The organism is Campylobacter concisus (genome assembly GCF_002913745.1).
GTDB classification, from domain to species: domain Bacteria; phylum Campylobacterota; class Campylobacteria; order Campylobacterales; family Campylobacteraceae; genus Campylobacter_A; species Campylobacter_A concisus_R.
Map to the genome: position 1 here is coordinate 13246 of NZ_PPCG01000034.1, position 12008 is coordinate 25253.

Below are 12008 nucleotides of genomic sequence, written 5' to 3' on the forward strand. Positions count from 1 at the left end.
CATTTGCTCCTAAATTTATATAGATAAACAACTCTTACAAAAATCCATGAAATAAAAATTATATAAGCATAATATTTGGTGTGAGACCCCTCTCTCACACCGAGTGTATTAATTATTATGTTGAAATTTATAAATTTCTTCTTTGAGGCTAGTTAGGTCAAAATTTATCGCTCGCTCTAGCTCTAGCAAGCTTACATCTTCATCTATCTCAAGAGCCATCGCTATCTCGTTTAGCTCTTTTGCTTCCTCATTTGCAAGGATTGCGCTCTTAAAACTAGCCTCATCTATCTGGCCAAATTTTAAAAAGATCGATTTAAATTTATTTTTTAAAATTTCTCTACTTAGCTTTTTATCTTCTAAAGCCTTCTTCGTGCCGCCATTTCTGTTACAGGTTCTAAATATAAAATCTATTGTTTCATTTACTTCATCGAGTAAATTTTTGTTTTTTTACTTTGCACATATCCGATTTCTTCAGTGCAAACAAATGAACAAAGTATCTTCTTGATATAAATTAATCTCAAAAATATTTTATGATTAACTCTTTGATTTGTATATTATTATATCTAGGTACGACAAAGCCTTTTAAATTGGTATTTGTGACATATGTGACAATTTAAGTTATCAATTTATATATCATTTTGATCAAAATGAAGCAAATTTCATTTTATACGTCTTATCTTTTAAGAGAGAGTTAAATTTAACGTGTTATTTGCGTTATAAAACTTATTAAAAATTTTCTTTTAAATTTTGTAAAAACTTTTAAAATTTTTGATACTTTAGATGTGATAAAATCCTCTCAAATTTTAAAAAAGGATCAAATTTGAGAAGCGATATAATCAAAAAAGGCTACACAAGAGCCCCACACCGCTCACTTTTACGCGCGACTGGACTAAAAGACGAGGACTTTGCTAAGCCATTTATCGGCGTTGCAAACAGCTTTATAGAGATTATTCCTGGGCACTTTTTCTTAAACAAATACGCACAAATTTTAAAAGACGAAATTCGCAAAAATGGCTGTGTGCCGTTTGAGTTTAACTGCATCGGCGTGGATGACGGCATAGCGATGGGGCATGGGGGCATGCTATATAGCTTGCCTAGCCGCGAGATCATCGCAAATTCTATCGAGACCGTGATGAATGCGCACGCACTTGACGCGCTTGTTTGTATGCCAAACTGCGACAAGATCGTCCCTGGCATGGTTATGGGTGCTTTAAGGGTCAATGTCCCGACCATTTTCGTAAGCGGCGGCCCGATGAAAAAAGGTCACACAAAAGATGGCAGGCCGATCGATCTTGCGACTGCGTTTGAGGCGGTTGGTAAATTTGAGACCAAAGAGATAGACGAGGCTGAGCTAAGAGATATCGAGTGCAATGCATGTCCAAGTGGCGGCAGCTGTAGCGGTATGTTTACAGCAAATTCTATGAACACACTTTGCGAAGCGATGGGCATAGCGCTCCCTGGCAACGGCACCATCCTAGCACTAACTCCAGAGCGTGAGGAGCTCATCAGGCAGGCTGCTCGCAGGATCTGTCAGATCGCCCTTGATGAGAAATTTAAGATAAGAAACATACTAAATGAAAAGGCGATCCGCAACGCACTTGTCGTTGATATGGCGATGGGTGGCAGCAGCAACACCGTCCTTCACATGTTAGCTATCTCAAGAGAAGCTGGCGTAAATTTAGACATCAAAGAGCTAAACAAGATCAGCCAAAACATCGCTCACATCGCTAAGATCAGCCCAAGCTTGCCAAACGTGCACATGGAGGATGTCGGCAGAGCTGGCGGTATGAATGCGGTGATAAAAGAAATTTCACGCAGAGACCATGGCATGCTAAATTTGGACAACCTAACAGTTAGCGGCGAAACTTTGGGCGAGCGCGTACGTGCCAGCGACATCAAAGACGAAAGCGTTATCCACAAAGTGGAAAATGCCTATTCGCAAGTTGGCGGACTTGCCATTTTGTTTGGAAATTTAGCCGAGCAAGGCTGTGTCATCAAGACAGCTGGCATCGTTGGCGAGCGTAAATTTAGCGGCAAAGCGGTCTGCTTTAACTCACAAGATGAAGCGATAGCTGGCATCTCAAGTGGCAAAGTAGATAAAGGCGACGTCGTCGTCATACGTTACGAAGGCCCACGTGGAGGCCCTGGCATGCAAGAGATGCTAAGCCCTACTTCGCTCATCATGGGACGAGGACTTGGCGCAGACGTGGCGCTCATCACAGATGGTCGCTTTAGCGGGGCGACAAGGGGTCTAAGCATCGGCCATGTAAGTCCAGAAGCAGCCGAGGGCGGCATGATAGGCTTGCTACAAGATGGCGACATCATCGATATAGACGTCGATAAATACGAGATAAACGTTCGCCTAAGCGAAGCTGAGATAGCAAAGAGAAGAGCGGAATTTAAACCAGTCGATAAGGCGCTAACCTCTCGCTGGCTAAGGCAGTATCAAAAACTAGTCACAAACGCAAGCAACGGAGCGATATTAGAGGCGTAAGCTAAAAACTATCAAATTTAAGCCTAAATTTTAGGCTTAAATTTACTTCACCCCATGCCAAAGTAGGCGGTTTTTGCCTAGTTTTGTATCGATACTCTCTTTTATAACCTGACAAATATACTCTTTTGAAAGCCCTATGGCCTCCTCCAAGCTCTTACCCTTTGCAATGTAGCAAGCAAGTGCTGTTGAGAAAGTGCAACCAGTGCCGCTCATCACAAGCGGGTTAGCAAGCGGAGTTTTGAAATTTTGCAGTGAGCCATCTTTTCTATAAAGCGTATCTATGCTGCTATCCTCACTTACATGTTTTTTCACGATGATATCGCAAGGCAGATCTTTGAAATTCCCTCCAAAAAGGACATTTGCCTCGTCTAAATTTGGCGTGGCGACGGTAGCAAGCTTCATTAGCTCCTTTAGCTTCTCTACTGCGCTATCTTTTATGAGTTTGTGGCCGCTCTTTGAGACGCAGACTGGATCAAGCACGATCTTGCACTTTTGGGTGAGCAAAAACTCATGCACCACGTCCATTATCTCCTCGCTAAAGAGCATGCCGATCTTTATGGCATCAAAGCTAAATTCCTCAGCAAGCGTGCAAAGCTCGTCTTTAACAAAGCTAGATTCAAGACAAACTACGCTTTTTATCGCGTCTGTGGTCTCAGCAACTAGCGAAGTAACCGCCGTTGCGCTGTAACAATTTAACCTAGCACATGTCTTTATATCGGCTTGAAGCCCTGCTGTGCCGCTATTGCAAGAGCCTGCGATGATTAGAATTTTTTTCATCATTTTCCTTTTGTAAATTTTAGCTTATTATAAGAGATGTTAGTTAAATTTGAGTTTTTAAAAGGATTTGAGCCAAGCGGCTCAAATTTATGAAAGTTTGTTTAGATCGTTATCAATCTCGATATATATCGTAGTTGCGTCAAAATTTGCATGCTCATAAGAGTTATCTACTTTTAGCTCGTTTGAGTCAGATAAAATATCTTTGTTTACATTATATTTATCTGATAAATTTTCGTCAATCTCTTGACTATTAGTACTACTCTCTATCTCTTTTACCTCTATTTTTGTGAGTATATCTTCTACTTTTTCGTTCATATGATCAAGTATATCAGTATAGTTCTCTCCAATAAGTGCTCTAAAAAGCGCATCAGTATCGATACTATTTTCAGCGCTAGTATCAGCACTTACCACGCTACTATCAAGCCATATCGTGTCATATCCACTTAAAGATATATCATTGCCATCTAATGCCGTAATAGTCACACTAGCACTCTGGCTCTCGCCTTTTATGCTCTCTCCAATATAAACCTCATCATTTACATTTAGAACTCTTATGTGATCATTTTTATCTATCGCTATAACATCAGATGTGACGCTTTTTACCTTACCAGCTATAGCTGTCATCTTTATTCCTTATTTTTGATTTTGATGTATTTTAGTATTTTTTATCAAATTTGTATATTGTACTCAGGTACAACTAAGATATACCCACTCTCGCTGATATTTTTAAATTTCAAGCCAAGCTCGCGTTTTAGGCGAAGCACGACATTTTGTATCGCAGCCTTGCTCACCTCGGTGCTATCATAGACAAATTCCTCTATCATCTCGTAGGTGACAAGCTTGTTTAGGTTGTAAGCAAATAGCCAAAATATCTTATTTTGCAAAAAGCTAAGGTATAGCTCGCTGCCGTTTTTATAAATTTTCTCTCTTTTTAAATTTATGCTCACCTCATCACTTAAGCGCACTAGCTTCTCATCTCGCTCAAAGCTTAGGCTTATTAACATCGATCTAAGATCCTTTATATCGATAGGTTTTTTCAAAAACAAGGTCGCACCCTGCTCATAGCTCTTGATCAAATTTTCATCGCTATCATAAGAGGTAAAGACGATAAATTTCTGATGAGGTTTTAGCTTTTTTATCTCATTCATCATCTCAAAGCCATTTAGCACTGGCATGTGAATGTCGCTCATCACGATGTCAAAGCCTTGTTTTTTAAATTTCTCCAGTCCATCTTGCCCATCTTTTGCGCCTACGACCTGATCGCAGTATGGCTTAAGTCCAGTGATGATGAGCTCCCTTGCCATCTCGTCATCTTCAGCTACTAAGATAGATACTTTTTTTAAAATTTCTAACGCCTCTTGCATCTTTTAACCCTTTAAATTCTTCTCAAAGCTTAGCTCAAAAATCGTTGGCTTTAGGTTGTGCACAAGCGTGATGTCGCCATTTAGCTTCTCGCGCGCGAGCTTTTTAGTAAAGTAAAGTCCTATGCCATTTCCTTGCTTTTTAGTCGTGTTTAGCCATGTAAAAATTTTCTTACTCATCTCGTAGCTCACGCCGCCACCATTATCATAAACGCCGATGTAGCACTTATCTTCAAAGCTTCTAAATTTTAGCTCTATGACGCGTTTTAGTGGCTCATCTTTGTAGCTCTCAACTAGTGAGTCTTTTGCGTTGTGGATTAGGATTAGTAAAATTTGCTGGATGATGTTTTCTATCTGACAGACCTTCATCTCTTCAAAACCGCTAAATTTCACGCTCACATTTGCACGGCTGAGCTCTGTGTGCATAAGTGTTATTAAATTTCTAACGCTTGTTTGGATATCAAATTCGCTCACATTTTCAGCGCTTTTGTAAAAATTTCTAAAAATTTCGATTGTTTTTGAAAGTAGCTCAATCGAGCTTTGCCCTTTTTCTAGTAAATTTAAAAGCTCCTCATCGCTTAGCTTGCCCTCTTTTTTTAGCATTATCGCCGAGCTTAGCATCAGTTTTAGCGAATTTACTGGCTGGATGAACTGATGACTTATGCCACTTATGAGCTCTCCAGCCTCGCTCATCTTGGCTCTGTGCGCTAGCAAGGTCTCGTACTCGTCTTGCACCTTTTTTATCTTGTTATACATGAAGTTGTGCAGGCTGTTTGCCAAAAATGCAAGTGCGACGAAGGCAAAGAGTAAATTTAGAGCGTTTTTTAGCGCCTCTCTTGTCATGGCTAAAATTTCTTCTTCGTTGTTTGTGCCAGCTCCGATAAACCAGTTCATCGTCGGTATCTCGGCTACTTGGATCAAATTTTGCCCTATCTTTAGGCTAGTGATGTCCTCATCTTTTAAAAATAGCTCCTTAAATTTCTCCTCGATCTCTCTTTTAAGCGTCGCATCAGCCATCGATGTGAGGATCTCGCCGCTGTGAGTTACTAAAAATGAGTAAGAATTTGGCGCAAGGCTAAAGTTTTTGATGCTATCAAAGATAGTGCCTATGCGCACGACACCGCAAAGTGCCGCCTCAAATTTATCATCCTTTTCAACTGGCACGCATAAATTTAAAGTTGAGTCCTTTAAAATTTTATGATTTTGCATGAAATTTACGCTTGGGGCATTTGTATTTTTTGTCTCGACATACCAGATAAGCCCTGATCGCTCACGCTTTGACATCACCTCTTCTGATATCTTTTGCCCATCTACAAAGATCTCGCCATCCTCTCTTAGAAGCTGCATGAGATCAAATTCTTTTGCATTTTCTTTAAAGAGCTTTATGAAATTTGCCACCCTAGTATCGTCATCTATGATGCCAGAGTTTTGGATAAATTTTGACGCACGAATGAGTGAATTTAAGCGCTCATCAAGCCAAATTTGAAAGTTGCTAACGATGTTTTTACTAACTGCGATGTTGTTTTTATCAGATAGCTCGATGATCTTTTCTTTTGCTTTGTTGTAGCTATTTAGCCCAAGAAGCACGACAAAGAGACTTGCTAGCAAGATGATCGCATAAATTTTAATATTTTGTGATTTTAAATTAATACCCATGCGCGCAGTATATCCTAAGTTAGCCCAAAAATAGGGCTAACTAAAATTTATTTCATAAAAGATAAGAGCTTTGAAACAAGCATAAGTGCAAGCACAACAAAGCAAATGCCAAAGCCAAGCAGCGTGCAATCCGCCATCGACATAAATTTAGAAGACGGCACAAGATACCAGCCATCTGCGTAAAGATCCACTATGCTCTTTTGCAAATCGCTTAGCACCGCGCCATCAGGCACCATAGGGCTGTCATAGCCACAATCACCTGTCGGCATAAACCAGTCAGGCGCCCACTTCTCAAGTGGCAAGCCAAATGGATAGTGCGGCTCAGTCGAGCAGCCCTGCACGCCAAAAGGATCATCGCCATGCACTGCATCGTGGATTTTGGCTAGCTTCACGCTATACATTATGCCCTGCACCGCTCCCCAAAAGGCAAAGACGTAGCCAACAAGGGCAAAGAGTAAATTTTTTGGATTTATGATAGCGATCACGCCGCCAAGCGCCATACACAAAAAGGCAAAACGTATATAGACGCACTGCTCGCAAGGAGGCATATAAGCGTAGTTTTGAAAGAGCGAGTGCGCGATAACGACAAGCGCGACGCTTACAAAGACTAAGATCGCCCAAGAGATGCGTGAGTCTTGAAATTTAGCCATTTTTTTAAAAAAGCTCATGTGGCGCCTTATTTTTTAAGAAGCTCTTCGATGAGTGCTGCCATGCCGTCAAGCGAGCTGATTGATTTTGTCATGATAAGGTATTTGCCATTTACGACAAATGCTGGCACGCCTTGAATTTTAGCCACGTCATAGCTCTCGTCCCAAATTTTTAAAAGCTCGGCTACTTTTGGATTAGCCAGCTCTTTTTCATAATCAGCCTTGCTAACACCAGCTGCATCAAGCCCAGTCTTTAAAAAGCCCTCAACGTCTTTGCCATCGCTCCAGCGCTCTTTTTTGTCATGATAAGCTTTATAGTAGGCAAATTTAGCCTTTTTAAATAGCGAATTTTCATCAAACAAGCTCACTCCCTTTGCCTCGTCCATAACGATAAGCACAGCAAAGACCTTGCTAGCAACCTCGCCGTAATCGCCCTTTGTCTTTAGGTGAAATGGCTCATATTTTAGTCCAGGGATTTTCTCAACTACCTTTGGAGTGACGCTCTTGTCGTATTTGTAGCAAAATGGGCAAGCGTAGTTAAAAATTTTAACTAGCGTATTTTGTCCGACACTTAGTGGCTTTTCAAGCTTGACGTAGTCCTCGCCCTCACTAAATGCACTAGCACTGATCGCACCAGCAACTGCAACGGCAAAGATAGCCTTACTAAATTTAGATAGAAAACTCATGATGATCTCCTTTGGATGATTTATTTTGAGTTATTCTACAACCAAGCTCAACCGCACTTTTAACGCTAGAATAAATTTTGGCTGAAATTTATCTTTTTTAAATTTATGATGATGGATTTGGTTTTTTGTTAAATTTATAAAAATAATATACGTTATCAATAAAAATTATTATTTACATATTTTAATTATTTGGTTATAATCCGCTCAAATTTTATCAAAATAGGAGTCAAAATGAGACAATACGAAACATACAAATGCGAGAAATGCGGCAACGAGATCGAGGTTCAAAAAGTTGGCGGTGGCACACTAACCTGTTGCGGCGAAGAGATGAAATGCATCACTGAAAATTTAACAGCGGTAAATTTGATGAAGGCATTTGCTGGCGAGTCACAAGCTAGAAACAAGTATGAGCTTTACGGCGACCTAGCTAAAGAAGCAGGCTATCACGCGATAGCTAGACACTTTTATGAAGCAGCTGAAAACGAGAAATGGCACGCAAGGGCTGAATTTAAGAAATATCACGAGATAATGAACGATCCGATCGATAAGATGGATAAAAATTTACTTGACGCTGCAGCTGGCGAAAACTACGAGCATACAACGATGTATCCAGACTTTGCAAAGATCGCAAAAGAAGAAGAGCTAAGAGATGTTGAGAGGCTATTTAACGCGATTGGCAAGGTCGAAGTTGAGCATGAAAGAGAGTATTTAGAGCTTAAAAAGATGCTTGATGAAGAGGGCTTTTTTGAGAGCGACGAAGAGGACATCTGGGTTTGCGAGGTGTGCGGACACGTTCACAGAGGCAAAAAAGCTCCAGGCGCTTGCCCACTTTGCAAAGCTCCAAAAGAGTATTTTAAACGCGAATTCTTAGGCTAAAAAGCCAAAATTTTAGCCAAGGCGCTTGTCTTGGCTAAATTTAATAAATTTAAATCTATTTAAAATAAAAAAGTTATATAATCTCCTTAAATTTTCACAAGGAGAAAGAGATGAAAAAATCACTTTTAGTTTTAGCTACTCTTGGCTTTGCATTAAGCCTAAACGCTGCAGATCTTACAGATACTTGCAAGTCTTACTTCTCAGACATTGACAAAATGGTCGAAGCTTACAAACAAGCTGGTCAAGAGCAACAAGTAAAAATGTATGAAGATCAAAAGAAACAATCAATGGATCAACTAGCTTCTTTACCAAAAGAGCAACAAGACGCTACTTGCAAACAAGCTAAAGAGATGTTTGCTCAAGTAATGGATCAAATGAAAAAACAAGGTCTTTTAAAATAAAACTCCATGTGGCTAGGCTCTCTAGCCACACTTTAAATTTACCCCTCTTTTTTACATAAATTTTGCGTGATCTTTGCAACAGACGGCGAAACTAGCAAAAGCACAGGATATGCCACTACAAAGGCTTTTACATAAGCAATTAGCCAAATTTGCACAAAGCCATCTATAAAGCCTAGGTTAAAATATGTCAGCACAAACGACATAAAAAACGCCATAAATGCTGACATTATAAACGCAAAAACATATCTATAAAATTTCGCCGGTATCATGAAATTTTACCTATCAGCTCCTCTAGCCTCTTTGCGTGATCAAGCGCCTTTTGCCTCATCAAAGCAAGCTTTGCCTCATCGTGCCTGCTCTGATACGATAGCCCTCCGCTATAAACATAGCCTGCAAACTCCATGCCACACATATTTGCTAGCGCCTTAAGCGGCGGCAAAAACTCCTCTATCTCATAGCGCTGAAGCGCCTCTTTTTTATAAAGCTCCTCAGGCGCGCCAGAGGTAAATGAAAGCACTAGCTTTTTGCCATGTAGCTTATCTCCCTTGCTGCCGTGAGAGAAGCCATGAACTAGCACATCTTCAAACCACTTTTGCAAAAGCGAAGGCACACCATACCAGAAAAATGGATAAACAAGCGCGATCACATCAGCCTTTACTAGCTTTTCTTGCTCGTCTTTTACATCGATAGCGTAGTTTTTATAAAGCTCGCTTAGTATGTCAAATTTAGCCTCTGGCAAGTGCTTTTTTAGCTCGTCCAAGATGATCTTATTCGCAAAGGAATTTTCAAGGTCAGTGTGACCTGATACGACTAAAATTTCACTCATTTTCTCTCCTTAAATTTACTTGCAAACAAAGCTACTTGCCTTGCTAGCATCGCCACCCACGTAAGTAGCCACCTTTGGATAGGCACACACTAAAAATTCCTTGCCAGCGTAGCTCTTGCTCTTAGCTAGCATACTCTTTGGTGCTTCGCCCTTTTCATGCCACGCTTCAAGCGCACTAAGCGGATCGACGTCATCTATGCCGTTACCGCCACCGCAGTGGTTCATCCCAGGTAGCGCAAAAAATGCCGCGAAATTTTGGCTATTTTCATTATCAGCCTCTAGCTTTTTAAACCAGTCCCTTTGATCTTTTGCTGAGAAAACTGGGTCTGAGACGCCAGTTACTATTATGAGTTTGCCACCATTTGTGCTAAATGTGTTAAGGTCTGTTGAGATGGCGTCATTTATCGCTGCGGTCTCAAAAGTCTTTGGCGTGTCTTTGTCAAAGTCAAAATTTATCGTGTCAAAATTTGGCTGCGCTGGCGTTAAAAAGTAGTAATTCACCGAGCCGCTTGAAAGCGTGATGTTTCTAGCGTTTGGCTTAGCACTTTGTGAGTCGCCCAGCTTCCACTGCCTCCAGCCCTCAGCGCTCACTCCTGAATCGTAAAACCAGCCGCTATAAATTTGCTCGCCCTTGCTGTTTTTGGCTCCGTTAAAGATTTTCTCTATCGCCTCTATCTTTTGCTTATCTAAATTTAGACTTTTTGGATCAAATTTGCACGCTTCCCACGCATTGATGATCCCATCTTTTAGTCCGTCTAAGCCGTCACATTTTTCTAGTACGGCGTGACTTAGCTTGTCAAGGTCGTCCTGCGTTAGGGCATTTGCAAAAATTTTCTCGCCTTTTTCATTTTTCGGAGCTATCTTCATAAGGGCTTGGTTATCCCACTACTGAGCGATCGCCGCGCGAGATAGCCTAAAGCCAGGGTTTGCAGCGATGACGCCGTCAAATTCAAGTGGATAGCGCTGGGCTGCGATTAGTGCTGCCCTGCCGCCATTTGAGCAGCCCATGAAGTAGCTATGTTTTGGCTTTTTGGCGTATGCGGCGGCTAAAATTTGCTTAGCTGCGTCCGTGACCTTGCCTATCGCCTGATAGGCGTAGTCTAGCCTTGCTTGCTGATCTAGTCCAAACTCTGCCGTTGGCTCTGGGTGGCCTGAGTTTGTAGTAACCACCGCGTAGCCTCTAAGAAGCGCTGGTGTGGCTGTGCTTGTGCGTATCGGCACCGCGCCAAGAGCAGGCGCTACAAAGCCGTCCATACCGCCTCCACCTTGAAATAAAAATTTCTCATTCCACTGCTCTGGCAGCCTTAGCTCGTAATCAATCGCATACTCTTTGCCATCACTGCCAGTGCGCTTATAGAGTTTGCCATGCACCACGCAGTGAGGCTTTGCTTTGATAGTGTTTTTACTGCCACCAGTTAGCGCAGACATCTTATCGGCTGATACTTCGCCACTCTCACTCCACACCGCGTCTATCATCTCGTTGTTTAAAATTTTCACATCTTTTAAACTCTCACATCCTGACTTATCAAGGGCAAAAGCCGTGCTACTAACAAGTGCTAGTGCGCAAAAAAGTGAAATTTTCTTCATAACATCTCCTAAAATTTTACCTTGCTAAATGAGGTCTCGTTCTTAAGACCAAAGCCGTCAAATTCATCTATTAGCCCAGCTCGCTCTTTGGCGTAGGCTTTGTAATTTTCGCTGTGGCGGTAGCTCTCAAAGCTAGCCTCGTCTTTGTAAATTTCAACCAGCACCCACTTGTTAGGTGCCTCTTTTTGACTAAAGGCAAACTGCGCGTAAGCACCCTCATCTACGCTTTTTTGCATATATTTTTTGATGATCCTTTCAAATTTCGCATCGCTCTTTGCCAAAAGGCTTAAATTTGTGATATGAAAATAGGCATCTTTTAGGCGCTCTGGCGTTAAATTTTTAGAAAACGCAGCCCGTTTTTTCACGCTTATAGCCTTTTTACTAGCTAAAATTTCAGCGCTCGCGCTTGCAAATTTCTTAAAATGCGCCGAGCTTATATGCTTTTTATAAGCCGCCTCGTCCTTGTAAAACTCAAGCACGTAAAATAGCTCTGGCTTGCTCTTTGCGCTCGCAAAAAAGATCGCCTGCGTGCCTGGCTCGCTCTTTGAGCTTAGTATATTTTCCCTGACAAGCTGTCTCAGCAAGCTCTTGTTATTTGGCGTTGAAAGTAGCTCATATAAGCTCACTTTCGCCTCTGCCCCAAAGGCACTAAGAGCTAAAAATGTCATTAAAAATAGCTTTTTAAACATCAAAATTC

General features: G+C 41.3%; 12 protein-coding genes and 1 pseudogene. 3 read left to right on the forward strand and 10 right to left on the reverse strand.

The genetic code is table 11. From position 1 onward, the window contains the following. Positions 1–820: 820 nt before the first annotated feature. Complete coding sequence (gene ilvD, locus CYO90_RS04710) at positions 821–2494, forward strand: dihydroxy-acid dehydratase (protein ID WP_103578646.1); 1674 nt, start codon at positions 821–823, stop codon at positions 2492–2494. A gap of 42 nt (positions 2495–2536) precedes the next feature. On the opposite strand, the gene CYO90_RS04715 is transcribed toward ilvD, so the two are convergent. The 6 genes from CYO90_RS04715 to CYO90_RS04740 form a co-directional block, all read right to left on the reverse strand. Then, positions 2537–3271: a hydroxymethylpyrimidine/phosphomethylpyrimidine kinase gene (locus CYO90_RS04715; RefSeq protein ID WP_103578647.1), complete on the reverse strand. Its 735-nt coding sequence runs from the start codon at positions 3269–3271 to the stop codon at positions 2537–2539. Positions 3272–3358: 87 nt separating this feature from the next. Beyond that, a complete protein-coding gene (locus tag CYO90_RS04720) occupies positions 3359–3895 on the reverse strand; it encodes a hypothetical protein (RefSeq protein ID WP_103578648.1) in 537 nt (178 codons plus the stop codon). A 44-nt stretch (positions 3896–3939) separates the two neighbouring features. Beyond that, on the reverse strand, positions 3940–4635 hold the full coding sequence (locus CYO90_RS04725) for a response regulator transcription factor (RefSeq protein ID WP_103578649.1): 696 nt from the start codon (positions 4633–4635) through the stop codon (positions 3940–3942). A gap of 3 nt (positions 4636–4638) precedes the next feature. After that, on the reverse strand, positions 4639–6288 hold the full coding sequence (locus tag CYO90_RS04730) for a sensor histidine kinase (RefSeq protein WP_103578650.1): 1650 nt from the start codon (positions 6286–6288) through the stop codon (positions 4639–4641). A gap of 47 nt (positions 6289–6335) precedes the next feature. Beyond that, entirely contained in the window at positions 6336–6956 is a 621-nt protein-coding gene (gene dsbI / locus CYO90_RS04735; protein WP_103578651.1) for a protein-disulfide oxidoreductase DsbI, read from the reverse strand. A gap of 8 nt (positions 6957–6964) precedes the next feature. Beyond that, positions 6965–7621, reverse strand: a complete 657-nt coding sequence (locus CYO90_RS04740; RefSeq protein WP_103578652.1) for a thiol:disulfide interchange protein DsbA/DsbL — start codon at positions 7619–7621, stop codon at positions 6965–6967. 231 nt (positions 7622–7852) lie between these two features. Here CYO90_RS04740 and CYO90_RS04745 point away from each other — a divergent pair, with 231 nt between their 5' ends. Continuing rightward, a complete protein-coding gene (locus CYO90_RS04745) occupies positions 7853–8497 on the forward strand; it encodes a ferritin family protein (protein ID WP_103578653.1) in 645 nt (214 codons plus the stop codon). Positions 8498–8607: 110 nt separating this feature from the next. Further along, entirely contained in the window at positions 8608–8898 is a 291-nt protein-coding gene (locus CYO90_RS04750; RefSeq protein ID WP_002940734.1) for a DUF5339 domain-containing protein, read from the forward strand. A 38-nt stretch (positions 8899–8936) separates the two neighbouring features. Here CYO90_RS04750 and CYO90_RS04755 read toward each other — a convergent pair whose 3' ends face one another. The 4 genes and pseudogenes from CYO90_RS04755 to CYO90_RS04770 all read right to left on the reverse strand — a co-directional run bounded on the left by CYO90_RS04755 (position 8937) and on the right by CYO90_RS04770 (position 12000). After that, a complete protein-coding gene (locus CYO90_RS04755) occupies positions 8937–9167 on the reverse strand; it encodes a DUF2798 domain-containing protein (RefSeq protein WP_103578654.1) in 231 nt (76 codons plus the stop codon). After that, a complete protein-coding gene (locus CYO90_RS04760; protein ID WP_103578655.1) occupies positions 9164–9724 on the reverse strand; it encodes an NAD(P)H-dependent oxidoreductase in 561 nt (186 codons plus the stop codon). The genes CYO90_RS04755 and CYO90_RS04760 overlap by 4 nt, the downstream gene beginning before the upstream one ends. A 15-nt stretch (positions 9725–9739) precedes the next feature. Then, positions 9740–11311 (reverse strand): annotated as a pseudogene (locus CYO90_RS04765) (tannase/feruloyl esterase family alpha/beta hydrolase). An 8-nt stretch (positions 11312–11319) separates the two neighbouring features. Then, positions 11320–12000, reverse strand: a complete 681-nt coding sequence (locus tag CYO90_RS04770; protein ID WP_103578656.1) for a putative quinol monooxygenase — start codon at positions 11998–12000, stop codon at positions 11320–11322. Positions 12001–12008 lie beyond the last annotated feature (8 nt).